This is a genomic window from Streptomyces morookaense, from assembly GCF_013030945.1.
Lineage (GTDB): Bacteria > Actinomycetota > Actinomycetes > Streptomycetales > Streptomycetaceae > Streptomyces > Streptomyces morookaensis.
The window spans coordinates 21,093-47,897 of the sequence record NZ_JABBXF010000010.1 but is presented as its reverse complement, the minus strand read 5'-3'; the positions used below and the strand labels follow the sequence as shown (position 1 = coordinate 47,897).

Here is a 26,805-nt window from a genome sequence, read left to right as displayed (position 1 = left end):
GGCTGTCGGCGGGGCGTCCTAGACTCGGGAGGCGATGAGCAGCCTCTTTGACGACAGCTTCCTGGCGGACCTGGCCCCCTCCGACGAGGAGCACCCTCCGCCGCCCCCGGAGGACGACGCGGCCTCCGAGCCCCTGCCGGACGACCTGTTCGGCGGGGCGTTCGACGTGCCCGTCCCCCGTGAGGCGTACTACCGCGACGGCGCCGTCCGCCCGGCCGTCGATCCGGCGGCTCTGCTGGAGGGGATGAACGAGCAGCAGCGCGAGGCCGTGGTGCACACGGGCTCCCCGCTGCTGATCGTCGCGGGCGCCGGCTCCGGCAAGACGCGCGTCCTCACCCACCGCATCGCCCACCTGCTGGGCGCGCGCGGCGTGCACCCGGGCCAGATCCTCGCGATCACCTTCACCAACAAGGCCGCGGGCGAGATGAAGGAGCGCGTCGAGCACCTCGTCGGCCCGCGGGCGAACGCGATGTGGGTGATGACCTTCCACAGCGCGTGCGTGCGCATCCTGCGCCGCGAGAGCAAGAAGCTGGGCTTCACGTCCTCCTTCTCGATCTACGACGCGGCCGACTCCAAGCGGCTCATGGCGCTCGTCTGCCGCGACCTGGACCTCGACCCGAAGAAGTTCCCGCCGAAGTCCTTCAGCGCGAAGATCTCCAACCTCAAGAACGAGCTCATCGACGAGGAGGCCTTCGCCGGGCAGGCCGCCGACGGTTTCGAGAAGACGCTCGCCGAGGCCTACACGATGTACCAGGCGCGGCTGCGCGAGGCCAACGCCCTGGACTTCGACGACATCATCATGACCACCGTGCACCTGCTGCAGGCCTTCCCGGACGTGGCGGAGCACTACCGGCGCCGCTTCCGGCACGTCCTGGTCGACGAGTACCAGGACACCAACCACGCCCAGTACACGCTCGTGCGCGAGCTGGTCGGCACGCCGGAGACCGCGGGCGAGGAGGGCCCCGGCGAGCTGTGCGTCGTGGGTGACGCCGATCAGTCGATCTACGCCTTCCGCGGCGCCACCATCCGCAACATCCTCCAGTTCGAGGAGGACTACCCGGACGCCACCACGATCCTGCTGGAGCAGAACTACCGTTCCACGCAGACGATCCTCAACGCGGCCAACGCGGTCATCGAGCGCAACGAGAACCGCCGCCCGAAGAACCTGTGGACCGAGGCCGGCGAGGGCGCCGCCATCACCGGCTACGTCGCCGACACCGAGCACGACGAGGCCCAGTTCGTCGCCGACGAGATCGACCGGCTCACGGACGCCGGCGACGCCAAGGCGGGCGACGTGGCCGTCTTCTACCGGACCAACGCCCAGTCCCGCGTCTTCGAAGAGATCTTCATCCGGGTCGGCCTGCCCTACAAGGTCGTCGGCGGCGTGCGCTTCTACGAGCGCAAGGAGGTCCGCGACGTCCTGGCCTACCTGCGGGTGCTCGCCAACCCCGAGGACACCGTGCCGCTGCGGCGCATCCTCAACGTGCCCAAGCGCGGCATCGGCGAGCGCGCCGAGGCCATGATCGACGCCCTGTCGCTGCGCGAGAAGGTCAGCTTCGCGCAGGCGCTGCGCCGCGTGGACGAGGCCTACGGCATGGCCGCCCGCTCGGCGAACGCCGTCAAGCGCTTCAACGTCCTGATGGACGAGCTGCGCACGGTCGTCGAGTCCGGTGCCGGGCCCGCCACGATCCTGGAGGCGGTGCTGGAGCGCACGGGCTACCTCGCCGAACTCCAGGCCTCCACCGACCCCCAGGACGAGACCCGCATCGAGAACCTCCAGGAACTCGCGGCCGTCGCCCTCGAGTTCGAGCAGGAGCGCACGGAGGAGGAGCCGGGCACCCTGGCGGAGTTCCTGGAGAAGGTCGCGCTCGTCGCCGACTCCGACCAGATCCCCGACGAGGACGAGGAGGGCACCGGCGTCATCACGCTGATGACCCTGCACACGGCCAAGGGCCTGGAGTTCCCGGTCGTCTTCCTCACGGGGATGGAGGACGGCGTCTTCCCGCACATGCGCGCCCTCGGCCAGGCCAAGGAACTGGAGGAGGAGCGGCGGCTCGCCTACGTGGGCATCACGCGGGCCCGCGAGCGGCTCTACCTGACCCGGTCGAGCATGCGCAGCGCGTGGGGCCAGCCCTCCTACAACCCGCCGTCGCGGTTCCTGGAGGAGATCCCCGACAAGTATGTGACCTGGCGGCGCACCGGGCCGGCGACGCCCTCGGCGACGATGGGCTCGGTGGGGTCCGGTTCCCGCTCGGGCGGCGGCAGTTCGCTCGGCGGCGGCTTCGGCAGCAGCCGCAAGGCCGGGCCGAGCGGGTTCGCGACGCGGCGCGCCAAGGACCGTCCGGTGGTCTCCCTGGCCATCGGGGACCGCGTCACGCACGACTCGTTCGGGCTCGGCACGGTCGTGGCGGTCAAGGGCAGCGGGGACAACGCCGAGGCGACGATCGACTTCGGCGAGGAGAAGCCGAAGCGGTTGCTGCTGCGCTATGCGCCGGTGGAGAAGCTTTAGCTCTGGCGTTTGCCGCGGGATTGTGGGGGTTGCTCGCGTAGTTCCCCGCGCCCCTTTGGGGCGCGGGGTGCGGGGCGCGCGGTGCGCTTACGTCGGATCCAGGTCGTGGCTGCGGAGCCAGGGGAGGGGGTCCACCGCCGAGCCGCCGGGGCGGACCTCGAAGTGGAGGTGCGGGCCGGTGGAGTTGCCCGAGTTGCCGGAATAGGCGATGACGTCCCCGGCCTTGACCTTCCCCGAGCGCAGTTTGTAGCTGCTCAGGTGGCAGTACCAGGTCTCGGTGCCGTCCGCGGACGTCACCTTCGCCATGTTGCCGTAGGCCACGTTGTACTGGGTGCTGACCGTGCCGTCGGTGGCCGCCATGACCGGAGTGCCGTAGCTGACGGGGAAGTCGATGCCGGTGTGCACCGACATCCAGTTGACGCCCGCCTGTCCGAAGAAGGCGCTCAGGCCGTGCTGGCTGACGGGGAGCGCGAACTTCGGGCGCTCCGCCTCTTTTCGGGCGGCTTCCTCCGCCTTGCGTTTGCGCTCCTCCTCCTGACGGGCCTGGAGGTCGAGCCGCTCCTGGTTGCGGCTGGCGCGGGAGGCGAAGTCGTCGGCGCCCTTGCTGAGACCGGCGAGCTGGGTGTCCAGTTTGCTGTTGGCCGCGGAGAGCTTCACCGGCTGCTCGGGGGCGGCCTGCGTGTGCGTGGTGTCCTTGTGCCCGCTCGCCGCCACGGACGCGGCGGCGATCCCGGCCACTCCCATGACGGCCACCGAGGGCACGGCGACCGTGAGGAGCGCCCGGCGGCGAGGGCGGTAACCGGCGCGCGGGGCCGCGCCCTTGCGGCGGCTGCGGGCGGGGGCGGCCGGGGACGGCTCCGCCGCCGGGGCCTCCGGCTCGTCCATGTCGAGGACCGACATGGTGCAGGTCTCGGCGTCGGCCACACCGGGAAGCCCGGAGACGGCGGAGACGACGGAGACATCGGTCATGAGGGTCGGAGTGGGCGTGACCGCGGGGGCCGGTTCCGGGGCCGCCGGTTCCGGAGCGGGCTCGGCATAGCCGCTGGTGTCCCAGGTCTGGGTCTGCGAGTAACCGGTGAAGTCCCACTGGGCGGAGGTGTTCCAGGACGGGTAGTACCCGGAGGTGTCCCAGGTCTGCGTCATGGCCTGGTCGACGGGCGTCTGCTGCACGGCCTGCGCCGCGGCGTGCACCCCTGAGCCGTACGTGTCGTACGAACCGGCCGCGGCCCAGCCGGAGCTGTCCTGCTGCCCGCCGTCGCCGAGGTCGTAGCCGCTGAAGTCCCAGGTCTGGGTCTGCCCGGTCGCGGTGCCCCAGGTGTTGTCCATCCCCCAGCCACCGCTGGGAGGTGCCCCCGGCCCCGAACCGCCCGAGGCGTACGTGTCGTAGGCGTATCCGGCGTAGCCCTGCGTCGTGTTGTCCTGCTGCTCGTACGGCGATGGGGCGTAGTGCCCGTAGGAGGAGGCATCGGGAGCGGGAACGGTCGGAGCCGGGCCCGCCGACGGGTGACGGTCGTTCACCACCACTTCCATTTCGCCTTGGGGGCAGGAGAATTAGCGGCGACTGTACCCGGCGGTATGCGACGGCGACAATCTTCCCCACGTTTCGGGCATGCGGACGCCGGGCATTTAGCCGCCTTTTGGTGGACTGAACCCGGGCGGCTCGACTTGACGTTCGATATACGTTCGACAACGGGCCGCCCGGGCACCGGTCCGTCAGGCCACCGAGGCCGCTCCGGCACGGCCGTCCGTCGTCTCCGCCATGGTCAGCGCCTGCCGGATGCCGACGGCCACCTCCGTGTGCACGGGGAGGGCGAGATGCCCCACGCCGCTCACCCGCACACTGCGCGAGATCAGATCCGGATGATCGATCCGTGCAGTCTCCACCGGGATCATGATGAGATCGAGGTCGCTCCAGAAACTGACGAATTGGGTGCCGCATTGCGGCGCCGGTTCCCCGAGCTCCGCGACGATCTCGGAATCGGGGCGCATCTGCCGGGCCAGCGGGTGCCCGGGAACGATGCCCGCCAGGTGCGTGCCCGCGTGCGGGGTGCCGAGCGTGACGAGCATGCGGACCCGGGCGTCGCCGCCCATCCGCTGCACGTAGTACCGGGCGATCAGACCGCCCAGGCTGTGCCCGACGACATCGACCTGCGGGCTGCCGGTGCGGTCGCAGACCTCCTCGACATGCCGGGCGAGGAGTTCGGCCGCGGCGCGGACATCGCATGTCAGCAGCGAGAAGTTGAGGGTCAGGACGTGCTGCCAGCCGTGCCGCCGCAGGGAGCGGCGGAGCAGGACGAAGACCGAGCGGTTGTCGATGAAGCCGTGGAGGAGGAGCACCGGCGGGCGGTCCTCGCCGTCGCCCTCCTGATCGCCCCGCGGTCCGGCGACGGCCGGCGGCGGAGGAGGACGGCGCTCCTGCGCCAGGCCCGTCGGATAGAGCAGAACGTGCACCGTGAGGATCAACAGCTCGAGCACCGTCGACCGCACCAGCGCGGCAGAAGGGCGCACAATCGTGCGGAGAAAGGGCAAGGCCCCCATTGGCCGACCTCCCGAACGGCACACATGCAGGGCACCTGTCCCCCGTGTGCCCTGGCGGGCAGCTGTGCGCTGCCTGCCGCACCGCTGAGCCATGCGGCTGGGACGGCTCTGCGGCGCGGCGGCCTCGACGCGGCTCCCCTCGCGGCCGCCCCGCAGTCCGGCGGCTCTGGAGATCCGGGCGGCACTGCGGCCCGTGAGACGCGGGAACGGGAGCGGTGAGTAGCGAACGTGGTGTCCCACGTGTGATTTCCCCCTCGCTCTCCACCGCGAAACGGTCGGTTGCGGGATGCTGTGGATAACGTTCGTTCACATCCCCGGCCGGTTGGCGGCGGTAGTGCATGGAGGCAGTGATGGGAGTGACCGGTCCGATCCGCGTGGTGGTGGCCAAGCCGGGGCTCGACGGCCATGATCGAGGCGCCAAGGTCATCGCGCGGGCGCTGCGCGACGCGGGCATGGAGGTGATCTACACCGGGCTGCACCAGACGCCCGAGCAGATCGTCGACACCGCGATCCAGGAGGACGCCGACGCGATCGGGCTGTCCATCCTCTCCGGCGCGCACAACACCCTGTTCGCCAAGGTGCTGGAGCTGTTGCGGGAGCGCGACGCCGAGGACATCAAGGTCTTCGGCGGCGGCATCATCCCGGACGAGGACATCCCGCCGCTCAAGGCGCTCGGGGTCGCGGAGATCTTCACCCCGGGGGCCACCACGACGTCCATCGTGGAGTGGGTCAACGCCAACGTCCGCCACGCCGTGGGCTGATCCGGCGCGGGGGCCCGATGGGCGGTGCGGGCGAAGTGCGGTGCGTCGGCTGCGGGTTCCTCGTGGCTGGTCGCGCCCACGCGGCGGAGCCGCATGACTTGGCTGCCCCGCGTCCCTTCGGGATGCGGTCTCGCCCTACGCCGTGGGGCCTGCCAACTCCTCGTGCATCACCCCCCGCAGCCGCAGTGTGCCCACGAGCCGGCGGAACGCCTCCGCCCAGTACCCGGCGGCTCCCGGTGGGGCCGACTCCGTGTCCGGTACCGCAGTGAGCACTTCCAGCCGTCCGGCCTCCGCCGGGTCGAGGCAGCGCTCCGCCATGCCCATCACCCCGCTGAAGCTCCACGGGTAACTCCCCGCGTCCCGCGCGATGTCGAGCGCATCCACCACCGCCCTCCCCAGCGGCTCCGCCCACGGCACCGTGCACACCCCCAGCAGCCGGAACGCGTCCGACAGGCCGTGCGCGGAGATGAAGTCCGCCACCCAGGCGGCCCGTTCGGCGGGCGGCAGGGCCGACAGCAGCTTCGCGGGGTCGCGCCACGCCGCACCCTCCGGCGCGGGCGGCGCCGTCGCCGGGCCCAGCAGCGCCCTCGCCCAGTCCGCGTCCCGCTGCCGCACGGCCGCCCGGCACCAGGCGGCGTGCAGATCGGGCTGCCAGCCGTCGGCCACCGGCAGGGCCACCGCCCCGGCCGCATCCGTGACGCCGAGCCGCTCGTACCAGGTGGCCAGGGGAGCGGCCTCGACCAGCTGGGTCAGCCACCACGACCGCTCGCCCCTGCCGGACGGCGGCTTGGCGACGACGCCGTCCCGCTGCATCGCGCTGTCGCACTCGGGCGGCGCCTCCACCGCTATGCGCCGGTCCTCGCGGGTGCCCGCGACGTCCAAGGCCACGCAGGCGCGGGCCCGTTCGGCCATCCGGGCCGCGAGGGCCGAGCCGGGGAGGGCGGACAGGAGCTCGGCCGCCAGGGCCCGCACATTGCGGCTGCGGTCGGACAGCGCCTGTTCCAGGAACGGCTCGTCCGCGAGGGAGACGCCCTCCCGCAGCGTGTCGAGGAACATCAGCCGGTCCTCGGCGCGCTCCTCGGCCCACGTGGTGGCCAGCAGCTCCCGGGCGGCCGCCGGATCACCGCGCCGCAGGGACGCGAGCAGGGCGACCCGCTCCGCGAACAGGCCCTCGTGCCACACCTGTTCACCGGCCGCCGCGGGCAGCGCCGCGCTGCCCGCAGCCGTGCCGCGCAGGGCGTATGCCCACTGCGGGTTGAGCCGGGCCAGCCACAGTCCGCGTGGCCCGGCCAGGGCGAGGGCCTCCGACCGCAGGTCGCTGCGGGCCCGCGCCGCGTCGAGCAGGCCGGGCAGCAGGGCGGCGGGAGCCCGGTGGCCATGGCCGTTGGCGGCGGTGAGCCACTGCGGCAGCAGCTCGGTCAGATCGGGCGCGGAGCCCTGCCGGCCCCCGCCGGAACCCGCGCGGTCGGCGAGCAGCAGCGCCAACCGCCGGGCGGCGGCGGCCGGAAGCGGCGGACGCGGATCGTCCGGAGCAGCCTCGGGACGTGCTCCGGCCGCGGCCGGCAGCAGGGCGGCGCGCCGCTGCACCGTGCGCAGCGCGGCCTCGTCCAGCAGCGCTGCCGCCGGATCCCGGCCCGGGCGCGGCTGCACGGGCGGGGTGCGCCGCTCGGTGCCGAGCAGGGCGGCGGCGACGAGTTCGTCCCAGGCGGGCGGGTGCGGGGTGGTGCAGGAGGTGGTGGTCATGCCTCGGCTCCCTTCACAGTGCCACGAGTTCCGGCGCCCATGTGGCCAGCGGTGCGAAGCCCCGGTGACCGCATTCACCGAAGACCGTCACCGGGCCGCCGCCGGATATCGCCGTGAGCTGCCACAGGCCCGTACGGTCACTGCACCGCGGGTCGACGGGGAGCGCCGAATCGCCGTCGGCATCGGCCAGTTGCCAGCCGCGCTCCGGATCCGGGACCGGGACCACGTCCGACAGGACCACCGGCCAGGCGTCCAGCCAGGGATCGTCGCGCAGGGCCTCGCCATAGGCGCGCAGGGCCGCCTCCGTGCCGACCCCCGGCGGGGGCGCGGGGCAGGGGGCGGGCGGCGCGTGGCGGGTGCCCAGGACGGCCCGCAGCGGGCGGGCCGACGGGTGGAAGGCGAGGTCGGCATCCAGCACGAGCCCTGCAGGAAGCGACAGTTCGGGCGACCGACCTCCTCCCCCGTAGGAGAGGAGGAGCGCCATCCGGCCCGTCGCGGTGCCACGAAGCCAGATGCGGCGGGTGATCAGCCGGCCGTCGTCGCCGTCCTGCTGGGCCAGGACGAGCCAGTGGTCGCGGACGGGCGCGGCCGAGGCCAGCACGGAGGCCGCGTCCGTACTGACGCCGACGCGGCTGCGCACCGTCGCGGCGAGCGGGCCGGGGAGCCGGTCCGCGTGCAGGAAGCCCTGATTGAGGGCGTGCAGCAGGGCGCACTCCTCCAGCAGCCGCGAACCCCGGCCCGCGCCCGCACCGGCCCGGCCCGCGCCGGACAGTGGCGCCAACTCCCTTATGCGAGCCGCCAGGCCCGGCGCCTGGGCGTCGACCATGCGGGCGGCCGTCTCCTCCCACGGCCCGTACGCGGATCCCTCGGCGGCCGCCAGCCCGTGCCGCAGCAGATCCACCAGCCGCTGCTCCAACTCCACGGCGCCCGCGGCCATGCGCTGCGCCCGGCGGTCCGCCCGGCGCCGGGCCTGCCCGCCGTCGGCCGCGGGTTCCCCCGACCCGCCGCCCGGCCCCTCCGCTGCCTCCGCCGCCGTGCGGGCGCGCTGCCTCCGCCGGTCCAGCCAGGCACTCGCCCAGGCCGGAGGATCCTCCGCCGTGACCGGTACCGCCTCCGCGCCCGAGGACCACAACAGCAGCAGCCCCAGGGCGTGTTTGCACGGGAGCTTGCGGCTCGGACACGTGCAGTGGAAGCCCGGGCCGGCCTCGTCCGCCAGGTCCACGACCGTCCGGTACGGCGTGCTGCCGCTGCCGCGGCACTCCCCCCAGACCGCGCCCGCACCCCCCTCGGCGCGGGCGCCCGCGCCCGACCACGGGCCCGGCACCCCGAGCCGCGCGCCCGCCTTGCGTGATGCGGCGTCAGGTGCGAGCGCGAGCACCTGGTCCTCCGTCCGGCGTTCCCCCTGCGGATTCATGCCGACCATGCTGGACCCAGGCACTGACAATCGGCCCCGGCGCAACGAAACCGCAGGTCAGGGCGATTGTCAGTGGGCTGGTGCAAGGTTGGTCACGCATCCCGGAACCGCACGACGAGGGGGACTTGTGACCGTGCCCGGAATCCCAGCCACCACCATGCCTTCCACTTCCACCGAGGCCCGGGCTCTGCGTCCGCACGCCGAGGACGCCTTCGCGGAGGAGCTCGCGGCCCTCGCCGCCGCCGACGACCGTCCCAGGCCCGCCCGTTGGCGCCTGTCGCCCTGGTCCGTGGCCACGTACCTGCTCGGCGGCACGCTGCCCGACGGCACCGTGATCACGCCCAAGTACGTGGGCCCGCGCCGCATCGTGGAAGTCGCCGTCACCACGCTCGCCACCGACCGCGCACTGCTGCTGCTCGGCGTGCCCGGCACCGCCAAGACCTGGGTCTCCGAGCACCTGGCCGCCGCCGTCAGCGGCGACTCCACCCTCCTGGTGCAGGGCACCGCGGGCACCGCGGAGGAGGCCATCCGCTACGGCTGGAACTACGCCCGGCTCCTGGCCCACGGCCCCAGCCGCGAAGCGCTCGTGCCCAGTCCCGTCATGCGTGCCATGGCCGAGGGCCTGACCGCCCGCGTCGAGGAACTCACCCGCATCCCGGCCGATGTCCAGGACTCGCTCATCACCGTCCTCTCCGAGAAGACCCTGCCCGTCCCCGAACTCGGCGAGGAGATCCAGGCAGTTCGCGGCTTCAACCTCATCGCCACCGCCAACGACCGCGACCGCGGCGTCAACGAGCTCTCCAGCGCGCTCCGCCGTCGCTTCAACACCGTCGTCCTGCCCCTGCCCGAGACCCCCGAGGCCGAGGTCGACATCGTCGCCCGGCGCGTCGAACAGCTCGGCCGCGCCCTCGACCTGCCGACCGCGCCCGACGGGGCGGACGAGATCCGGCGCGTCGTCACGGTCTTCCGCGAACTGCGCGACGGCGTCACCACGGACGGCCGCACCAGGATCAAGTCCCCGTCGGGCACGCTCTCCACGGCCGAGGCCATCTCCGTCGTCACCGGCGGCCTGGCGCTCGCCGCCCACTTCGGCGACGGCGTGCTGCGCGCCGGCGACGTGGCCGCGGGCGTCCTCGGCGCGGTCGTCCGCGACCCCGTGGCCGACCGGCTGGTCTGGCAGGAGTACCTGGAGACGGTCGTCCGCGAGCGGGACGGCTGGAAGGACTTCTACCGTGCGTGCCGCGAGGTGTCCGCATGAGCACGGTCCCCGTCCTGCTGGGCGTACGCCACCACGGCCCCGGATCGGCCCGCGCCGTCCGGGCGGCACTCGACCGGTGCCGCCCGCCCGCCGTCCTGATCGAGGGCCCGCCGGAGGCGGACGCGATCGCCCACCTCGCCGCGGACCCCCGCATGCGCCCGCCCGTGGCCCTCCTCGCCCACGCCACCGACGACCCCGGCCGCGCCGCCTTCTGGCCGCTCGCCGACTTCTCCCCGGAATGGGTGGCCCTGCGCTGGGCCCTGTCCCATGACGTGCCGGTGCGCTTCATCGACCTGCCGGCGGCCGTGTCGCTCGCGCTCGGCGATGAGCGGTTGCCCGGCGCGGGGCACCCGGGTGGGGGAGGGGCTCCGCCCACGGGGCGGCCCGGTGCGGCGCCGGTGGGAGGGGCCGTGCAAGGTGCTGTCGCGTACGACGGTTCGTCTCATTCTTCTCAGCGGAACCGCCCGCTTGATCAACGGCAGTTGCCCGGCGCGCAGCGTCCGGGTGGGGAAGAGGGGTCGCCCTCGGGGCGGCTGGATGTTGCGCAGGGCTTCATGTCCCGACGGAACAGCCCCGTCGGCAGGGACGAGTTGCCCGGTGTGCCGGGCCCGGACACCGTGTCGGCGCGAGGTGTCGCGCAGGCAGCCGGCGTGCACAGCTGCCCATCCCGCCGGAACGGCCCGCTCGGGCGGGCCGTGTTCACCAGTGTGCAACGCATGAACGCCGAGCAGGGCGCCGCCATGGCGCCCTGCCCCTCCTCCGGTCGGGACGACCCCCTCGGGGCGCTCGCCGCAGCCGCCGGGTACGACGACCCGGAGGCCTGGTGGGAGGACGCCGTCGAGCACCGGCGCGGGCGCAGTGCCACCGGCGACGCTCTGGCGCCCTTCCACGCCATCGCCGAGGCCATGGCCGAGCTGCGGCGGTCCGACAGCGGCAGCGGGCCCCTCGGTGCGCGGGACGCCGTGCGGGAAGCGCACATGAGGCTGAAACTGCGCGAAGCACGGCGGGAGTTCGGGGACGGTGTCGCGGTGGTGTGCGGCGCCTGGCACGTGCCGGCCCTCGCCGAGAAGCGGACGGTGGCGTCCGACCGGCAGTTGCTCAAGGGCCTGCCCAAGGTCAGGGCGGCGATCGGCTGGGTGCCGTGGACGCACCGGCGGCTGGCCCGGCGGAGCGGGTACGGTGCCGGGATCACCTCGCCCGGCTGGTACGCGCACCTGTTCCGCGCGCCCGACCGGGTGGTCGAGCGGTGGATGACCACGGTCGCCCGGCTGTTGCGCGTGGAGGATCATCCCGTCTCCTCGGCCCACGTCATCGAGGCCGTGCGGCTCGCCGGGACCCTGGCCGCCGTCCGCGGCCGTCCGCTGCCCGGGCTCACCGAGGCGACCGACGCCGTCCGCGCGGTGATGTGCGACGGATCCGACGTGCCGCTCGCCCTCGTGCAGGACCGCCTTGTCATCGGCGACGTGCTCGGCGAAGTCCCCGACTCCGCACCGGCCGTGCCCCTCCAGCGCGACCTGGACCGGCTCCGGCGCAGCCTCCGGCTCAAGCCCGAACCAGAAGTCCGTGAGCGCGAGTTCGACTTGCGCGACGACAACGACGCCGCCCGCAGCAGACTGCTGCACCGCCTGCGGCTGCTCGGCGTCGGATGGGGCGAGCCCGTGCGCTCGCGCGGCTCGCTCGGCACCTTCCGGGAGACCTGGCGGCTGTGCTGGGAGCCCGAGTTGGCCGTCCGGGTCGCCGAGGCCGGCATCTGGGGCACGACGGTGGAGGGCGCGGCCACGGCCAGGGCGGAGTCCCTCGCCCGTGAGTCCGCCGCACTCGCCGAGGTGACGGCACTGGCCGAGCAGTGCCTGCTCGCCGGGCTCCCCGACGCCCTACCGGCCGTCATGCGCGCCCTCGCCGACCGGGCCGCGCTCGACACGGACGTGGGTCATCTGGCCCGTGCCCTGCCCGCGTTGGTCCGCTCCGTGCGCTACGGCGACGTCCGCCGCACCGGCACCGCCGCCCTCGGCGAGGTGGCCGAGGGGATCGCCGGGCGGGTCTTCGTCGGACTCCCCGCGGCCTGCGCGGGGCTCGACGCGGACGCCGCGGCCGAGATGCGGGGACACCTGGACGCGGTGCACCAGGCCGTCGGCCTGCTCGGCAAGGAGCCGCTGCGTGAACGATGGGCCGCCGTCCTCGGCGCCCTCGCCGCCCGCGAGCACCTGCCCGGCGGCGTCAAGGGCCGGGCCGCCCGGCTGCTGCTGGACGACGGACGTCTCCCCGAGGAGCAGGCCGCCCGGCTCATGGGCCTCGCCCTCTCCACCGGCACCGCCCCGGCCGAAGCAGCCGCCTGGATCGAGGGGTTCACCGGCAGCGGCGGCGCCGGCGGCATGCTGCTCGTCCACGACGGACGCCTCCTCGCCCTCGTCGACACCTGGCTCACCGGCGTACCGCCCGACGCGTTCAGGGATGTGCTGCCTCTGCTGCGCCGCACCTTCTCCGGCTACGAACCGGGGGTGCGCCGCGCCCTCGGCGAGCTGGTACGCCGACGCGGCGCGGGCGCACCGGCGCCGGCCGGGGACGGTCCGCCCGGCTTCGGCCCTGTGCTCGACGGCGACCGCGCGGCCGCCGTACTGCCGACGCTGCGGCTGCTGTTGGGGCTCGGCGGCGAGCCGGTTGTGGTTGCTCGCGCCCACGCGGCGGAGCCGCATATGTCACCGCCCCGCGCCCCTTCGGGGCACTCGGCCGAGCGGCTGCGCCGCTGGCGGCTCGTGCTCGGGAACGACAAGGGCGCCGACGGCACCGGCTGCACCCTTGCCGGCACCGACGCCGCCATGGACCGCACCCTGCAGGCCCTCTACGGGGACCGCTCCGGCGAGGACCGGGACTGGCGCGGGGCCGGGCTCGGCGGCTCCGCGCCGCGGATCGCCCGCTGGCTGGGGGACATCCGCACGTACTTCCCGACGTCAGTCGTTCAGGTGATGCAGCGCGACGCCATCGAGCGGCTCGGCCTGTCCGCCCTGCTGCTGGAGCCCGAGCTGCTGGAGGCCGTCGAGGCGGACGTCCATCTCGTCGGCACCCTCCTCTCCCTCAACCGGGCCATGCCCGAGACGGTGAAGGAGACCGCGCGGGCCGTCGTCCGCAAGGTCGTCCAGGATCTGGAGCGCCGCCTGTCGTCCCGCACCCGGGCCACCCTCACCGGCGCCCTCGACCGTTCCTCCCGCCTGGCCCGCCCCCGGCACCGCGACATCGACTGGGACCGCACGATCAGGGCCAACCTCAAGCACTACCTGCCCGAGCACGGCACGGTCGTCCCCGAGCGGCTGATCGGCCACGGGCGGGCGGCGCGGTCCCTGCGCAAGGAGGTGGTCCTGTGCATCGACCAGTCCGGCTCGATGGCCGCCTCCGTCGTCCACGCCTCGGTCTTCGGCGCCGTCCTGGCCTCGATGCGGGCGCTCGACACCCGGCTCGTCGTCTTCGACACCTCCGTGGTGGATCTCACCGACCAGCTGGCCGATCCGGTGGACGTGCTCTTCGGCACCCGGCTCGGCGGCGGCACGGACATCAACCGCGCCCTCGCCTACTGCCAGTCCCGCATCACCCGGCCGGCCGAAACGGTCGTGGTCCTCATCAGTGATCTCCACGAGGGCGGCATCCGGGACGGGATGATCAAACGGGTGGCGGCCATGAAGGCGTCGGGCGTGCAGTTCGTGTCCCTGCTGGCGCTCTCCGACGAGGGCGCCCCCGCCTACGACCGCGAGCACGCGGCGGCTCTGGCCGCCCTCGGCGCCCCCGCCTTCGCGTGCACGCCGGATCTCTTTCCCGAGGTGATGGCGGCGGCCCTGGAGAAGCGTCCGCTGCCGATACCCGAGCCCGGATGAGGCCGCCACCTGTGAGGCTAATCACGGCCGGAGTGTGACCTGTGATTTAGGGCCGCCCCTCCGGCGGGGATAACCTGCGAGACGGACATGCCGCGTCAACGGTGATCGTGTGCCGCCCTCGTAATAGATCGCGTCCTCACGCTGCCGCGCGGCACTGCCCGCGCAGACAACGAACCGCGATATCCATGGAAAAGGGACGGACGCGCGTGGACCTGTTCGAGTACCAGGCGAGGGACCTCTTCGCCAAGCACGGTGTACCGGTGCTGGCCGGTGAAGTCATCGACACGCCTGAGGCGGCGCGCGAGGCCACTGAGCGTCTGGGCGGCCGGTCGGTCGTCAAGGCTCAGGTGAAGGTCGGCGGCCGCGGCAAGGCCGGCGGCGTGAAGCTGGCCGCCACCCCGGACGAGGCCGTCGCCCGCGCGACGGACATCCTCGGCATGGACATCAAGGGCCACACGGTCCACAAGGTCATGATCGCCGAGACCGCTCCGGAGATCGCCGAGGAGTACTACGTCTCGTACCTCCTCGACCGGACCAACCGCACCTTCCTGGCCATGGCGTCGGTCGCCGGCGGCATGGACATCGAGGAGGTCGCCGCCACGACCCCCGAGAAGCTCGCCAAGGTGCCGGTGGACGCCAACGAGGGCGTCTCCATCGAGAAGGCCCGCGAGATCGTGGCCCAGGCGAAGTTCCCGGCCGAGGTCGCGGAGCAGGTCGCCGAGGTCATGGTGACCCTGTGGAAGACCTTCGTCGCCGAGGACGCCCTCCTCGTCGAGGTCAACCCGCTGGCCAAGGTGGCCGACGGCCGCGTCATCGCGCTGGACGGCAAGGTCTCCCTGGACGACAACGCGGACTTCCGTCAGCCGGGCCACGAGGAGCTGGTCGACAAGGCCGCGGCCAACCCGCTGGAGGCCGCCGCCAAGGAGAAGCACCTCAACTACGTCAAGCTCGAGGGCGAGGTCGGCATCATCGGCAACGGCGCGGGTCTCGTCATGAGCACCCTGGACGTCGTCGCCTACGCCGGCGAGAAGCACGGCGGCGTCAAGCCCGCCAACTTCCTCGACATCGGCGGCGGCGCCTCGGCCGAGGTCATGGCCAACGGTCTGGAGATCATCCTCGGCGACCCGGACGTCAAGTCCGTCTTCGTCAACGTCTTCGGCGGCATCACCGCCTGCGACGAGGTCGCCAAGGGCATCGTCCAGGCGCTCCAGCTCCTGAAGGACAAGGGCGAGGACGTCTCCAAGCCGCTCGTCGTGCGTCTCGACGGCAACAACGCGGAGCTGGGTCGCAAGATCCTGTCCGACGCCAACCACCCGCTGGTGCAGCGCGTGGACACCATGGACGGTGCGGCCGACAAGGCCGCCGAGCTCGCGGCTGCGAAGTAAGGGACGAGGTCGAGAAACACCATGGCTATCTTCCTCACCAAGGACAGCAAGGTCATCGTCCAGGGCATGACCGGCTCCACGGGTATGAAGCACACCCGCCTCATGCTCGGTGACGGCACCAACATCGTCGGTGGCGTCAACCCGCGCAAGGCCGGCACCTCCGTCGACTTCGACGGTCACGAGGTCCCCGTCTTCGGCTCGGTCGCCGAGGCGATGGAGAAGACCGGTGCCGACGTCACCGTCGTCTTCGTCCCGCCGGCCTTCTCCAAGGCCGCGGTCGTCGAGGCGATCGACGCGGGCATCGGCCTGGCCGTCGTCATCACCGAGGGCATCGCCGTCCACGACTCGGCCGCCTTCTGGGCGTACGCCAAGGCCAAGGGCAACAAGACCCGCATCATCGGCCCCAACTGCCCCGGTCTGATCACCCCGGGCCAGTCCAACGCCGGCATCATCCCGGGCGACATCACCAAGCCCGGCCGCATCGGTCTCGTGTCCAAGTCCGGCACGCTGACCTACCAGATGATGTACGAGCTCCGGGACCTCGGCTTCAGCTCCTGCGTCGGCATCGGCGGTGACCCGATCATCGGCACCACGCACATCGACGCCCTGAAGGCCTTCCAGGACGACCCCGACACCGACCTGATCGTCATGATCGGCGAGATCGGCGGCGACGCCGAGGAGCGGGCCGCGGACTTCATCAAGGAGCACGTCACCAAGCCGGTCGTCGGCTACGTGGCTGGTTTCACCGCGCCCGAGGGCAAGACGATGGGCCACGCCGGTGCCATCGTGTCCGGTTCGTCCGGCACCGCCCAGGCGAAGAAGGAGGCCCTCGAGGCCGCCGGTGTGAAGGTCGGCAAGACCCCGTCGGAGACGGCCCGCCTGGCGCGCGCCGCCCTCGCCGGCTGACCCTCCGCCGATTCGGCCGCACGGTCGATTCGTGGGCCCGCACCCCTGCACGGGGGTGCGGGCCCACGGCCGTTTCCGGTGCTCGCGGCCATGGTGAGGGCCCCGCGAACGCGACACGACGGCCATGTGACCGATACCCGGACCAAAGCCGCGTTCTTGGCAGCATGTCCCTCGTGACCCACTACGCCGACCCTGGCCCGTTGTTCCCGTCGCGCCAACGGCCCGCCCTGCGCGGCCAGACCGCGGTGAGCACGGTCTTCCTCGGCGGTGTGGTCGCCGCGGGGCTGGGGCTCGGGGTCTTCGCCGTGGGCGTCCTGATGCTGTGGATCATCTCCCCGTACCCCGACAGCGGGCCCACGGGGGCGCTGCGCGTCGCCGCCGACCTGTGGCTGCTGGCGCACGGCGCCGAGCTCGTACGGACCGAGACGCTCTCCGGCGCGCCCGCGCCGATCGGACTGACACCGCTGCTGCTCTCGCTGGTGCCCTGCACCCTGCTCTACCGCACGGCGCGGCACGCGCTGGAGCCCGTCGACGACGAGCCGCCGGAAGAGGAGGGCGGCGGGTTCGCGTGTGTGGAGGACCTCATGCGCGCGGACGAGGCCGTCGAGACCACACCCCCCACCCCGGCCCCCGACCCGGCGCCCCGGCTGCCGGTGCGCACGGCGCTCGGTGTCTATCTGGGCGGCTACCTGCTCGTGGGCACCGCCGCCGCGCTCTACGCGGCCCCGTCCCCCGTGCACGTCTCGCCGCTGAGCGCCCTGTTCCATCTGCCCCTGTTCGCCGCCCTGTTCGCGGCCGCCGGGATGTGGGCGGCCGCGGGGTGGCCGGCCTGGTCGCCGGCCGGCGGCCGTGCGCGGCGCGTGGTGGACGCGGTGCCCGTGTGGGTGCGCCGCTGGTTCACGCGCCGACGCGTGATCGCGATCCTGTGGACCGCGGCCGTCGGCACGGCCGCGCTGCTCGCCGAGGGGATGCTGGTCGTCGCCGTGTCGCTGGCCGTGCACGCGGGCGGGGTGCGGGAGGCGTTCGCCCAGCTCGCGGCGGGCTGGGCCGGGCGGGTGTCGGTGGGGCTGCTGAGCTTCGTGCTGCTGCCCAACGCCGTGGTCTGGGCGGTGGCGTATGTGCTGGGGGCCGGTTTCGGGGCCGGCACGGGCAGCGTGGTCGCGCCGCTCGCCGTGCACAGCCACCACCCCGCGCTGCCGCACTTCCCGCTGCTCGCGGCGCTGCCGGGGCCGGGGGCCGCGGGGCCGGCGGCGGTGGTGGCCACGATGGTGCTGTCGGTCGCCGCGGGGGCGGCCGTCGCGCATGCGGCGGTGCCGGGGCGGCCGGTGGTGGCGGGGCGCCGCGAGGTGACCGTGACGGCCGCGCTCGGGGCGGTGCTCTGCTCCGTGCTGATCACGCTGCTGGCGTATGCCTCGGCCGGTTCCCTCGGCACGTCCGTCCTCGCGCGCTTCGGTCCGTCGTGCCTGCACACGGGCGAGGCGGCGCTGATGTGGACGGCCTCGGCCGGGGTGCCGGGTGCGCTGGTGCTGCGGTGGCTGCGGCGGCGGGCGGATCGGGCGCCTGCGGCGGGCGGGGAACCGGTGACGGTGTCGGCGCCGGAGCCGGAGCCGTCATCGCCGTCACGGGGGCGGAGCCGGGCGCGGGCGCGGGCCAGGCGGCGGCCGGCGTGGCCGGTGCGGGCCTGTCGGGCCGTTGCGGCGTGGTTCGGTTTCGCGGTCGGGGGCGGGGCCCCCGAACCGGCTGTGACGTATGCGTCGGAGACGCTGCCGTTGAAGCCGACGGTGGGGGAGGCGGTGGCTGCGGCTTCGGCGGCTCCCGCCGCCGAGGGGCCGGCCGAGCCGGTGCCGATGCCGGTGCCCGGGGCCGAGGAAGGGGCGGAGGCCGAGGTCGAGGCCGAGGCCGACGTGCCGCCGTCGGGGCGTCGGCGGCGGGCCAAACCGCAGTCGAAGCGGGTGTTCCGGGGGCGGCGGCGCAAGGCGACGACGCACGGGGCGGTGCCGATTCCGGGGTCGGTGTTCTCGGCCTCGTACCACGGGCCGCCGGCGGACGCGTGGCACGAGACCGGGTCGCGGCAGGTGCGGTGGGCTGCGCTCAAGGAGTCGGGTGGTGGGCTGATGCCGGACTTCGAGCCGCCGGAGGGGGACTGAGGCGCGGGGTGCTTCGGGTGCGGGCCGTCCGTGGCCGGTCGCGCAGTTCCCCGCGCCCCTTCGGGGCGCACCCGCTGGTTCGTCGGGTGCCGGTCGTGTGTGGCTGGTCGCGCAGTTCCCCGCGCCCCTTACGGGCGCCCCGGAGACCGCGCTACTCCTGCACCTCCAGCAGCGGGCGCAGCTGCTTCGGCAAGTGGGTTTCGCATGCCTGGCGGGACGTCTGCGTCAGTGCGTCGTCCACGCACGTGTAGTAGTCCCGGTACGCCAGCTGGAAGGCGAACGTCGTCGCCACGATCGCCAGTGCCAGGCCGCCCGTGACCAGGCCGCTCACCGCCGCTGTGGTCTGGGGGCGGAAGCCGCCCGGCGGGGGCGGCGGGGTGTCCGGGTCGCGCGGCTTCGGCTTGGCGCGGAGTGAGCTGACGGCCCAGTAGACCGAGAGCGCGCCCAGCAGCAGGGCCACCTGCGGGATGCTGAACAGGGCGAAGAAGAAGCCCCACATGCCCGCCAACAGGGCGTAGCGGGCGCGGCGTTGGGCCGGGTCCGTCGGGTCCCAGCGCAGGCCGCCGTTGCCGCCGGGCAGCTGGCCCTGCGGGCCGCCGCCGGGGCCGCCGCCGAAGCCGCCGTCGTGGCGGCCGGGCTGGCGGCTGCTCCACTGGCTGCCCCACGCCGGGGGCTGCTCGCCGGAGCCGTCGCCCGGGGAAGCGGACGAGGAGTCGTCCTCACCGGAGGCCCCCGATGACTGCCGCCGCGGCTGCCAGGGGCGGTCCGCCTGGCCCTCGGGCGGCGGCGCGAAGGGGTTGTCGTCCCGGTCGGCGGAGGGTTGCGGCATGCGGAACGCCTGCGTGGCGGGCAGCGGGGGGCGGTGAGCCGCGTGGCGGCGTCGGTCCGGCATGTGGAGTGTGTCTTCCCCTGGTCTCGTCGTCCTGCACTTCGAGCCTACGGCGGCGTGCGTGAAGCGCCCGCTTGCAGACGCTACCTCCCGTGCGTGCCCCCGTCCCGTGGGGGCCGGGCGGTGTGCCGGTATCGTTGCTGGCGGCCGTCGGCTTCGTAGGGACCCCCGTATCGGGGAGCCTCTCCTTTTCGTACGTCCATACAAACCCGTTGTCCCGCCCCGTGAGAAAGGGCCTCGCTGTGGATGCCCCTGCTGGACGTCCTGCCCGCCTTGTCGTGCTGGTCTCGGGTTCCGGTACGAACCTGCAGGCCCTGCTCGACGCCATCGCCGCCGATCCGGACGGCTACGGCGCGCGGATCGTGGCCGTCGGCGCCGACCGCGAGGGCATCGCCGGGCTGGAGCGCGCCGAGCGCGCCGGGCTGCCCACCTTCGTCTGCCGGGTGCAGGACCACCCCACGCGGGAGGCCTGGGACGCGGCGCTCGCCGAGGCCGTGGCCGGGTACGAGCCGGACCTGGTGGTGTCCGCGGGCTTTATGAAGATCGTGGGGAAGGCCTTCCTGGCCCGGTTCGGCGGGCGGACGGTCAATACGCACCCCGCTCTGCTGCCCAGTTTTCCCGGCGCCCACGCCGTGCGCGACGCGCTCGCGTCCGGGGTGAAGGTGACCGGCTGCACCGTCCACTTCGTCGACGAGGGCGTCGACACCGGACCCGTCATCGCGCAGGGCGTGGTGGAGGTCCGGGACGAGGACGACGAATCCGCGCTGCATGAGCGGATCAAGGAAGTCGAGCGACAGCTGCTCGTCGAAGTCGTGGGCCGACTGGCCCGGCACGGCTACCGCATAGAGGGACGAAAGGTACGGATCCAGTGAATCCCGTGACCGCCGAAGGCACCAAGCGGCCCATCCGCCGCGCGCTGGTCAGCGTCTACGACAAGACGGGACTGGAGGAGCTCGCCCGTGGCCTGCACGCGGCGGGCGTCGAGCTCGTCTCGACGGGCTCGACGGCCGGGAAGATCGCCGCGGCGGGCGTCCCGGTCACAAAGGTCGAGGAGCTCACCGGTTTCCCCGAGTGCCTGGACGGGCGCGTCAAGACCCTGCACCCGCGCGTCCACGCGGGCATCCTCGCCGACCAGCGCCTCGACGCGCACCGCGAGCAGCTCGCGGAGCTGGGCGTCGCGCCCTTCGAGCTCGTGATCGTCAACCTCTACCCCTTCCGGGAGACCGTCGCCTCCGGCGCCACCCCGGACGAGTGCGTCGAGCAGATCGACATCGGCGGCCCGTCGATGGTCCGCGCGGCCGCCAAGAACCACCCGTCCGTGGCCGTCGTCGTCGACCCGGCCCGCTACGACGACGTCCTCGCGGCCGTCGCCGCCGGTGGCTTCGACCTCGCCCGGCGCAAGCGCCTCGCCGCACAGGCCTTCCAGCACACCGCCGCCTATGACGTGGCCGTGGCCAACTGGTTCGCCGCCGACTACGCCGCCGCGGACGACAGCGGTTTCCCCGAGTTCGCCGGCGCCGCCCACTCCCGCGCGAACGTGCTGCGTTACGGCGAGAACCCGCACCAGCCCGCCGCCCTCTACACCGACGGGAGCGGCAAGGGCCTCGCCTCCGCCGAGCAGTTGCACGGCAAGGAGATGTCGTACAACAACTACGTCGACACCGAGGCCGCCCGCCGGGCCGCGTACGACCACGACGAGCCCTGCGTCGCGATCATCAAGCACGCCAACCCCTGTGGCATCGCGACCGGTTCGGACGTCGCCGAGGCGCACCGCAAGGCCCACGCCTGCGACCCGCTGTCGGCGTTCGGCGGCGTCATCGCCGTCAACCGCCCGGTGTCGGTGGCCATGGCCGAGCAGGTCGCGGAGATCTTCACCGAGGTCGTCGTCGCCCCGGACTACGAGGACGGCGCGGTCGAGGTCCTGGCCCGCAAGAAGAACATCCGCGTGCTGCGCTGCGCCGACGCCCCGTGTGCGGTCGAGGAGGTCCGGCCGATCGAGGGCGGCCTGCTGCTGCAGGCGAAGGACCGGCTGCAGGCCGAGGGCGACGACCCGGCGCACTGGACGCTGGCGACGGGCGAGCCGCTGTCCGGCGCGGAGCTGGCCGAGCTGGCGTTCGCGTGGAAGGCGTGCCGCGCGGTGAAGTCCAACGCGATTCTGCTGGCGAAGGACGGCGCGACCGTCGGCGTGGGCATGGGCCAGGTCAACCGGGTCGACTCCGCGAAGCTGGCCGTGCAGCGCGCCGGCGAGGAGCGGGCGCGCGGTTCGTACGCCGCGTCCGACGCGTTCTTCCCGTTCCCGGACGGGCTGGAGGTGCTCACGGCCGCGGGCGTCAAGGCCGTTGTGCAGCCGGGGGGTTCGATGCGGGACGAGCAGGTGGTGGAGGCCGCCGAGGCGGCCGGGGTGACCATGTACTTCACGGGTACGCGGCACTTCTTCCACTAGGTGCACAACCCCGCGCCCCTTACGGGGCGCGGGGGTTCCCTCAGCGCGTGCGGATCACCACCGTGCCGACCATCTTGTCGGCGAAGGTCTGGTTCTTCTCGTCCCACAGCGGCCAGAGGTAGCCGAGATAGAGGAAGCCGTCGAAGAAGTGGCACAGGTTGCGCACGAAGGTCATGCCGAAGCCGAGCGGCATGCCGTCGCGCTCGCGCAGGACGGCGATGTTCATCGCCTTCTTGCCGGGCGTCTGGCCGGTCTTGCCCTGGCGGTACAGCATCCAGAAGCCGATGATCATGGCGACGAGCCAGCCGACGCCCATCAGGGCGATGCCCCCGAACATCTCGCCCTTCGACGTGGGCTCGCAGACGGAGTAACCGTCGGTGCTGAACGTGCAGGTGCGATGGGCGCCCATGGCGATCATCACGAACCCGGCGATGAACAGGGCCATCGGCACCAGTCCGCCGATCAGGCCGTCGAGCATCGTGGCACCCACGCGCGACCACCAGCCCGCCAACGGCGGCCGCTGCGGCACCGCGTACGGCATCTGGCCGTACGGGCCGGGCTGCTGGGGGAACGGCGGGTAGCCGCCCGGCTGGGGCGGATACCCCGGTGCGGCCGGCTGCTGGGGGTACGGGGGGTAGGGCGGGTGGGTCACCTGGATCCTTCGAGCGGTTCTGAGCTGGGGACGGCCGACATCGTAGGCGGAGGCCACCTGAGTGGAACCCGGGCCGTCCCATCCGCGAGGATGGGGCCATGACCGCCCAGATTCTCGATGGCAAGGCCACCGCGGCCGCGATCAAGTCCGAACTCACCGTCCGTGTGGAAGCGCTGAAGGCCGAGGGCGTGCAGCCCGGCCTGGGCACCCTCCTCGTCGGCGACGACCCCGGCAGCAAGTGGTACGTGGCCGGCAAGCACCGCGACTGCGCGGAGGTGGGCATCGCCTCCATCCAGCGCGAACTCCCCGCCACGGCCACCCAGGAGGAGATCGAGGCGGTCGTCCGCGAGCTCAACGAGAACCCCGAGTGCACGGGGTACATCGTCCAACTCCCGCTCCCCAAGGGCATCGACACCAATCGCGTCCTGGAGCTGATGGACCCGGCCAAGGACGCCGACGGCCTGCACCCGATGAGCCTGGGCCGCCTGGTGCTGAACGAGACCGGCCCGCTGCCCTGCACCCCGAACGGCATCATCGAGCTGCTGCGCCGCCACGACGTCGAGATCAACGGCGCGCACGTGGTGGTCGTCGGCCGCGGCATCACCGTCGGCCGCTCCATCGGCCTGCTGCTGACCCGCAGGACCGAGAACGCCACCGTCACCCTCTGCCACACCGGCACCCGCGACCTGTCGGCACAGCTGCGCCAGGCGGACATCATCGTGGCCGCCGCGGGCGTCGGTCACCTGATCAAGCCCGAGGACGTCAAGCCGGGCGCGGCGGTGCTGGACGTGGGCGTCAGCCGGGACGGCGAGGGCAAGATCCAGGGCGACGTGGACCCGGGCGTGGCCGAGGTGGCCGGCTGGATCTCCCCGAACCCGGGCGGCGTCGGCCCGATGACGCGCGCCCTGCTGCTGGTCAACGTCGTGGAGGCCGCCGAGCGTGCCGCCGGAATCGGCCATGCAGGCTGAGTCCGGCTCCGGCTCCGGTGGCGGCGAGCACAAGCCCGCCGAGCCCGCCAAGGCGGCCAAGGCAGCCGAGCCCGCCAAGCCGGGCTCCCGCCGTCCTCCCCGGCTCACGCAGGACACTGCGCGCCCCGAGGGCGGCGGGCGCGCCGCGCCCGGCGGTGCCCCCGCGCCCGCGCGGCAGTGGCCGCTGCTGGCGGTCATGGCGGGGACCGGGCTGGGCCTGCTGGTCGTCGCCCTCGACGCCTGGCGGGTCGGCGCGATCATCATCGGGCTGGCGATGATCGGCGGCGCGGTGCTGCGCTGGACGCTGCCCTCGGTGGGCATGCTGGCGGTGCGCTCGCGGTTCACGGACCTGTTCACATACGGCGGGCTGGGCGCGGCGATCGTGCTGCTGGCCCTGATGGCCCAGCCGCACGCCTGGCTGAAGATCCCCTTCCTGGACGACGTGCTGCACTTCACCGTGCAGTAGGTGTGCGTATCTTGAGGACGAGTGTTCCTCCCCCGCCTCCCGGGCCGGGGAGGGGCGCTGCCTCCCGGCGGGGGACCCCGGCTGCGCAGAGGGACGGTCCGCTCATGACGAAGATCAAGGCCGCCAACCCGGTCGTCGAGCTCGACGGCGACGAGATGGCGCGCATCATCTGGCAGTTCATCAGGGACCGGCTGGTCCTGCCGTACCTCGATGTCGAGCTGATCCGCTTCGACCTGGGCATCGAGCACCGCGACGCCACCAACGACCAGGTCACCATCGACGCGGCGCACGCCATCGCCGAGCACGGCGTCGGTGTGAAGTGCGCGACCATCACGCCGGACGAGGCGCGGGTCGAGGAGTTCGGCCTCAAGGCGATGTACCGCTCGCCCAGCGGCACCCTCCGTTCGATCCTCGGCGGGGTGGTCTTCCGCGAGCCCGTCATCATTCCCGGCGTGCCCCGCCCGGTGCCGGGCTGGACGAAGCCGATCGTCGTCGGCCGGCACGCTTTCGGCGACCAGTGCGGCGCGACGGACCTGAAGGTCCCGGGTCCGGGCACGCTCACCCTGGCGTTCACCCCGGGGGACGGCTCGGAGCCGGTCGAGCTGGAGGTGTACGAGTTCCCGGGCCCCGGCGTGGCACTGGCGATGTACCACCTGGACGACTCGGTCCGCGACTTCGCGCGGGCCTCGTTCCGCTACGGGCTGGAGCGCGGCTACCCGGTCTACCTGTCCACGAGGAACACGGTCCTGAAGAAGTACGACGGCCGCTTCAAGGACCTCTTCCAGGAGGTCTTCGACGCCGAGTTCCGGGCCGACTTCGAGGCCGGGGGACTGGTCTACGAGCACCGGCCGGCCGACGACATGGTGGCCATGCTGCTGCAGTCGCCGGGCGGCTACGTCTGGGCGTGCAAGAACCACGACGGCGACGTGCCGTCCGGCGTCGTCGCGCAGGGCTTCGGCTCGCTGGGCCTGATGACCTCCGTGCTGATGTCCCCGGACGGTCGGACCGTCGCGGCGGAGGCGGCGCACGGCACGGTCACCCGGCACTACCGCCGCCACCAGCAGGGCAAGGAGACGTCCACCAACCCGATCGCCTCCGTCCACGCCTGGACACGGGCCCTGGCCCACCGCGGCAGGCTCGACGGCACCCCCGAGGTCACCGGGTTCGCGGAGACCCTGGAGCGGGTGTGCACCGAGACCGTCGGGCGCGGCCGGATGACGAGGGACCTGGCCCGGCTGACCGGCCCCGAGCAGCCGTGGCTGACCACCGAGGAGTTCCTGGCCGCGCTGGAGGAGGGCCTGAAGAAGAGTCTGTCGTGAGCGGTGCTTTGACCCCGGTGGTGTGCGGGTAGGGAGGAGAGCGGAGGAGAGCCGGCGACCGGTCCTCCACCCCCGTGGGAGGACAGGCCGCCGCTCGTCCTTGAGGATCATGAAAACGGGATTCCGGATCAATAGCGGCCGGTCCGCTGTGGCCCGGGGGTGACCGTTCCGGTACGAGGTCCGCGCCCCGTACCAAAACCACGCCGAATGTCACCATCCGGTGACGCGGTACGTCCCCGGGGGCGTGCGACCGGCGAGTTTGATCAACCCCAAATGCCACCATGCGCCGCCCTGTTGGGAACTGACATGCTGAGTTGTGCCATCCCCCTGGGTAGCCGGAACCGAGGCTGTGGAGGGGGAAGCACAGCGGCGCGGGGAAGACGACCGTTCGCATCGGGGGACAGGGGAGGGCAATGCCTCGTTGGAGGGCGCTACCGGAGGAACTCGACCCGCAGGTCCGCGAGTTCGCCGAACAGCTGCGCAGACTCGTCGAGCGGAGCGGTCTGAGCATCGCGGCCGTCGCGGACCGCACCGGTTACAGCAAGACGTCCTGGGAGCGCTATCTGAACGGGCGTCTGCTGCCGCCGCGGGGCGCCGCCGAGGCGCTCGCCGAGGCCACGGGCGCCGACCCGGGCCACCTCGGCACGATGTGGGAGCTGGCCGAGCGCTCGTGGAGCCGCTCGGAGCTGCGGCACGACGTGACCATGGAGGCGATCAAGGTCGCCGAGGCGCGCGCCGCGTTGGGGGCGTTCGGCCCGCCTCCCGAGGAGGCGGGCCGCGGCAAGCGGTCCGGGGGCGGCCGGCGGATCCGCTCCGCCCTGCGCAGTGAGGGTGCGGCGGCGACGGCGGCGCCGCCCGAGAGCACGGAGCAGGCGCCCGAACCGCAGGGCGGGTCCGCGAGGCGCGGCCGGCTGCTCTCCCGCCCCGGCGGCTCGCCGGACGTCCGGGCGCAGGCCATCCCCGTGGACGAGGAGGCCAGGGAAGGCGAGGGAGGCGGGGCGGACAAGAGCGGCAAGCGCAACGGGCGGCGCACGGCGGTGCTGTTCGCGCTCGGCGCCGTGGGCACGGCGCTGGTGATCGTCTCCGCGGTGCTGCTGCTCGGCTCGGGCGACGACGGCGGGAAGAAGGCCACGGGCCCGCTCACCTCGCCGAGCGTCAGCACCGGTCCGGCCCCGGCGCCCGCCGGGGTGAAGTGCACGGGCGCGGAGTGCACGGGCAAGGACCCCGAGACCATGGGCTGCGGCGGACAGCACGCGACGACGGCCGGCTCCACGACGGTCGGCACCTCGTACGTCGAGGTCCGCTACAGCAAGGCCTGCGGTGCCGCCTGGGCGCGCCTGACCCAGGCCGCGCCGGGGGACTCCCTGCGGATAAGCAGCGACGGCGCGACCGAGAACGGCCACGTCGACCGGGGCGCGGACGCGCACACGAACATGGTCCCCGTCAACAGCCCGGGCCAGGCCACGGCGTGCGTGACGCTGGTCTCGGGCCGCAAGGGGTGCACGGTGCCGAGCTCCTCGTGACCAGCGCCCCGTAAGGGGCGC

The 26,805-nt window shown here is 73.2% G+C and carries 19 protein-coding genes and 1 pseudogene; 14 read left to right on the top strand and 6 right to left on the bottom strand.

Features of this window, described 5'->3' with window-relative positions; genetic code table 11:
- The first annotated feature begins 34 nt into the window (after positions 1 to 34).
- Entirely contained in the window at positions 35 to 2,509 is a 2,475-nt protein-coding gene (gene pcrA / locus HG542_RS05820; RefSeq protein WP_171078966.1) for a DNA helicase PcrA, read from the top strand.
- 87 nt (positions 2,510 to 2,596) lie between these two features.
- Here pcrA and HG542_RS05815 read toward each other — a convergent pair whose 3' ends face one another.
- Entirely contained in the window at positions 2,597 to 4,027 is a 1,431-nt protein-coding gene (locus tag HG542_RS05815; protein ID WP_229922542.1) for a M23 family metallopeptidase, read from the bottom strand.
- 195 nt (positions 4,028 to 4,222) lie between these two features.
- Positions 4,223 to 5,047, bottom strand: a complete 825-nt coding sequence (locus HG542_RS05810) for an esterase/lipase family protein (RefSeq protein WP_171078964.1) — start codon at positions 5,045 to 5,047, stop codon at positions 4,223 to 4,225.
- A gap of 350 nt (positions 5,048 to 5,397) precedes the next feature.
- Here HG542_RS05810 and icmB point away from each other — a divergent pair, with 350 nt between their 5' ends.
- Complete coding sequence (icmB, locus tag HG542_RS05805) at positions 5,398 to 5,808, top strand: coenzyme B12-dependent isobutyryl CoA mutase small subunit (protein WP_171078963.1); 411 nt, start codon at positions 5,398 to 5,400, stop codon at positions 5,806 to 5,808.
- Positions 5,809 to 5,943: 135 nt separating this feature from the next.
- Here the strand turns inward: icmB and HG542_RS05800 are convergent, their stop codons facing one another.
- Both HG542_RS05800 and HG542_RS05795 read right to left on the bottom strand, forming a co-directional pair.
- On the bottom strand, positions 5,944 to 7,551 hold the full coding sequence (locus HG542_RS05800) for a DUF5691 domain-containing protein (RefSeq protein WP_171078962.1): 1,608 nt from the start codon (positions 7,549 to 7,551) through the stop codon (positions 5,944 to 5,946).
- Positions 7,552 to 7,564: 13 nt separating this feature from the next.
- Entirely contained in the window at positions 7,565 to 8,965 is a 1,401-nt protein-coding gene (locus tag HG542_RS05795; protein ID WP_171078961.1) for an SWIM zinc finger family protein, read from the bottom strand.
- Positions 8,966 to 9,122: 157 nt separating this feature from the next.
- On the opposite strand from HG542_RS05795, the gene HG542_RS05790 reads away from it, so the two are divergent.
- From HG542_RS05790 to HG542_RS34355, 6 genes and pseudogenes are all read left to right on the top strand, one after another.
- The gene (locus HG542_RS05790) at positions 9,123 to 10,223 is read left to right on the top strand and encodes an ATP-binding protein (protein WP_229922541.1); all 1,101 of its coding nucleotides are present in this window, start codon (positions 9,123 to 9,125) and stop codon (positions 10,221 to 10,223) included.
- Positions 10,220 to 12,868, top strand: a pseudogene (locus tag HG542_RS05785) (DUF5682 family protein); the annotation flags it as partial. The gene HG542_RS05790 and the pseudogene HG542_RS05785, both read left to right, overlap by 4 nt.
- Before the next feature lie 48 nt (positions 12,869 to 12,916).
- Complete coding sequence (locus tag HG542_RS05780; protein ID WP_171079135.1) at positions 12,917 to 14,086, top strand: VWA domain-containing protein; 1,170 nt, start codon at positions 12,917 to 12,919, stop codon at positions 14,084 to 14,086.
- Positions 14,087 to 14,292: 206 nt separating this feature from the next.
- Positions 14,293 to 15,471, top strand: coding sequence for an ADP-forming succinate--CoA ligase subunit beta (sucC, locus tag HG542_RS05775; RefSeq protein WP_171078960.1), 1,179 nt, complete (start codon positions 14,293 to 14,295; stop codon positions 15,469 to 15,471).
- Positions 15,472 to 15,492: 21 nt separating this feature from the next.
- The gene (gene sucD, locus HG542_RS05770; RefSeq protein ID WP_171078959.1) at positions 15,493 to 16,377 is read left to right on the top strand and encodes a succinate--CoA ligase subunit alpha; all 885 of its coding nucleotides are present in this window, start codon (positions 15,493 to 15,495) and stop codon (positions 16,375 to 16,377) included.
- Positions 16,378 to 16,550: 173 nt separating this feature from the next.
- Positions 16,551 to 18,524: a cell division protein PerM gene (locus HG542_RS34355; RefSeq protein WP_176606265.1), complete on the top strand. Its 1,974-nt coding sequence runs from the start codon at positions 16,551 to 16,553 to the stop codon at positions 18,522 to 18,524.
- Between the two features lie 151 nt (positions 18,525 to 18,675).
- On the opposite strand, the gene HG542_RS05760 is transcribed toward HG542_RS34355, so the two are convergent.
- Positions 18,676 to 19,353 carry a hypothetical protein gene (locus HG542_RS05760; RefSeq protein ID WP_227726427.1) on the bottom strand — a complete coding sequence of 226 codons (678 nt, stop codon included), beginning with the start codon at positions 19,351 to 19,353 and terminating at the stop codon, positions 18,676 to 18,678.
- A 302-nt stretch (positions 19,354 to 19,655) separates the two neighbouring features.
- On the opposite strand from HG542_RS05760, the gene purN reads away from it, so the two are divergent.
- Positions 19,656 to 20,285: a phosphoribosylglycinamide formyltransferase gene (gene purN / locus HG542_RS05755; RefSeq protein WP_171078957.1), complete on the top strand. Its 630-nt coding sequence runs from the start codon at positions 19,656 to 19,658 to the stop codon at positions 20,283 to 20,285.
- Between the two features lie 5 nt (positions 20,286 to 20,290).
- On the top strand, positions 20,291 to 21,856 hold the full coding sequence (gene purH / locus HG542_RS05750) for a bifunctional phosphoribosylaminoimidazolecarboxamide formyltransferase/IMP cyclohydrolase (protein WP_171078956.1): 1,566 nt from the start codon (positions 20,291 to 20,293) through the stop codon (positions 21,854 to 21,856).
- 40 nt (positions 21,857 to 21,896) lie between these two features.
- Here purH and HG542_RS05745 read toward each other — a convergent pair whose 3' ends face one another.
- Positions 21,897 to 22,508 carry an RDD family protein gene (locus HG542_RS05745; RefSeq protein WP_171078955.1) on the bottom strand — a complete coding sequence of 204 codons (612 nt, stop codon included), beginning with the start codon at positions 22,506 to 22,508 and terminating at the stop codon, positions 21,897 to 21,899.
- Between the two features lie 98 nt (positions 22,509 to 22,606).
- Between HG542_RS05745 and HG542_RS05740 the strand changes: the two genes are divergently transcribed.
- The 4 genes from HG542_RS05740 to HG542_RS05725 all read left to right on the top strand — a co-directional run bounded on the left by HG542_RS05740 (position 22,607) and on the right by HG542_RS05725 (position 26,784).
- Positions 22,607 to 23,476, top strand: a complete 870-nt coding sequence (locus HG542_RS05740; protein WP_171078954.1) for a bifunctional methylenetetrahydrofolate dehydrogenase/methenyltetrahydrofolate cyclohydrolase — start codon at positions 22,607 to 22,609, stop codon at positions 23,474 to 23,476.
- Positions 23,466 to 23,942: a DUF3017 domain-containing protein gene (locus HG542_RS05735; protein WP_171078953.1), complete on the top strand. Its 477-nt coding sequence runs from the start codon at positions 23,466 to 23,468 to the stop codon at positions 23,940 to 23,942. Before HG542_RS05740 ends, HG542_RS05735 begins: the two co-directional genes overlap by 11 nt.
- A gap of 104 nt (positions 23,943 to 24,046) precedes the next feature.
- Positions 24,047 to 25,261 carry an NADP-dependent isocitrate dehydrogenase gene (locus tag HG542_RS05730; protein WP_171078952.1) on the top strand — a complete coding sequence of 405 codons (1,215 nt, stop codon included), beginning with the start codon at positions 24,047 to 24,049 and terminating at the stop codon, positions 25,259 to 25,261.
- 413 nt (positions 25,262 to 25,674) lie between these two features.
- On the top strand, positions 25,675 to 26,784 hold the full coding sequence (locus tag HG542_RS05725; RefSeq protein ID WP_171078951.1) for a helix-turn-helix domain-containing protein: 1,110 nt from the start codon (positions 25,675 to 25,677) through the stop codon (positions 26,782 to 26,784).
- Positions 26,785 to 26,805 lie beyond the last annotated feature (21 nt).